The 1,990-nt window shown below is 65.7% G+C and carries 1 pseudogene; it reads left to right on the top strand.

Annotated elements, in window-relative coordinates:
* Nucleotides 1-94: 94 nt before the first annotated feature.
* Nucleotides 95-1,990: pseudogene (locus tag QZX93_RS01065) on the top strand (TraG domain-containing protein); the annotation flags it as partial.

Below are 1,990 nucleotides of genomic sequence, written 5' to 3'. Positions count from 1 at the left end.
GTCGATTCTGGCGATCTGGAAGCTCGACTTCATTTTGTCTGACTATTTGGGGGTTGGTGGAATGCTCGCGGCGAGTACGCCCGCGATTTCGTTGATGTTGATCTACGGTTCGGCGATCACCGCAACGCACTTGGCCGGGAGGCTCCAAAGCGGGGATCACATCAACGAGAAGATTGCATCTCCCGATGCGGTGAACCCGGCTGCGGCGCTGAACATGCAGCCCATCATGAATCATGGGCCACTGTCGGGGACCGTCGCGCCGGGAGCCGAACAGCAAAGCTGGTCGGTCAACGTCGGACACGAGGTCCAACGGGATCTGCGCTCCAGTCAGCAGGCCATGCAGCGGTCGAGCAGCGGGTTCTCCTCAGCGCTCGGTAGCGCGGCCAGTGCCACGGCGTCCAGGAGTGGCGAGACCTTCGATTCGCATGCCAGCACCTGGATGAAGGATGGGAGCAAGAGCCAGACCGATTCGGTGCTGATGGCCACCGCGGAGGGACTGACCCAACAATACAGTGAGAGCGGGATGTCGAGCAATCAGATGGCAGCAGTGATTGCGGGCTCTCTCGGGGGAGCTAAGGGAAAGGGGGAGATATCGGCCAAGTTGAGCAGTCAGTACGGCGTCGACAGCACACTCGCGGACACCATGGCGTCCGATATCTCAGAAAAAGTGACGTCCGATCACGCGCTGCAGACACGGGTAGCCGAGGGTCTCAAGGTCGACGCGCAGACGGGTGAGCGCAACGTTTTCACGGCTGGACTGGACAGTCGCGAATCATCGCAACTCACGCAATCAGCCGACGATGTGCTGTCCGCATCGCGCAGTCTCGATCATGCGGAATCACAATCCGAGCGATTCGGCACCATGGGTTCGTACAATGGCATTGCGGCCGGCGCAGGATTGGTCAGACCGGAGCATCAGGCGCTCAATGAAACGTTGGACCGGACCATTTCACGCTATAACCTCGACGGCGATCGGGATGACGCGGCGCAGCGTCTATTGGTCGGTGGCGTCACCGCCGATCCGGACCAGGCACGCGCCATCTCTGGCATGGGACTGCTGCTTGGCCACACCGACGGCCCGCGGGCCAGGGGCATGACCGCGGCCGAGCGGGCCGGTGCCAAGGAAGCAGGCATGGAGATCCTGGCCAGCGAATTCAATTTCCAGGCACCCCAGGGAATCTCGCCCAGCCGCAACGCCGATCTGAGCGGCTCGGCACCTGGCTTCGGCGGCACCCAATCCCAGGTCGAGGGCGCCGGACTGCGGGATATCCGACCGGAGGCCGCCGGCCTGGCGGGCCAGGTGTCTGCACACGGCGATGCCACCCACCAGGCCTGGAGCCCGGGGGCCGTCGATCGCTTTGCGCAGGGGGCGCGCAACGAGGTCGCTGGGTCCGCCGGTCATGCCCAAGGCGCCTTGAGATCGGATAAGCAGTCCAGACTTGGCGCGATCATTGAGCAGCACGCGGCACTCCCCCGCACCGCCGCTCAGGTGGCCCAGAACGAGGCCGGCGGACTGCTCGCCCAGGCGGCGGAGACGGTGGCGCTGGCGGGGGCCGGGGTCGGCGGCGTGGCCAGCCAGACGGTGGCCGGGGCTCAGGCCTTCGCCGGGGCGCTGCGGGACGGTCAAGGCATCGGTGCAGCAGTCCAGGCCGGGCGGGCAGCGGCGGGGAGCGAGGCGGGTTGGACCGGCGCCCGTAACGCGATGGTCGACGCGCGGATGAATCAGATTTCGTCCTACGGATTGAGTCCCGCGCAAGAGGCGCTGTACCGGGCGTCGACCGAAACGGTGATCGCCGGTATGCCGGGCGCCGCCCAACAGGCGGCGCACCAGGCCGTGATCGCGGAGTCCGGCAGCAGCCGGCGGGGCGAGCAGATCGCCGACCTCATCGAGCGGTCGGCGAGCACCAGGGACGACACGGATTTGCGACTCATCGGCGCCTTCAACGAACAGACGCAGCCGCCGGAAAAAAAAAGCCCTGAGTCCGGGCTG

This window comes from uncultured Thiodictyon sp., assembly GCF_903946935.1.
In the GTDB taxonomy this organism is placed as follows: Bacteria; Pseudomonadota; Gammaproteobacteria; order Chromatiales; family Chromatiaceae; genus Thiodictyon.
This window is presented reverse-complemented; position numbering and strand designations above follow the sequence as displayed.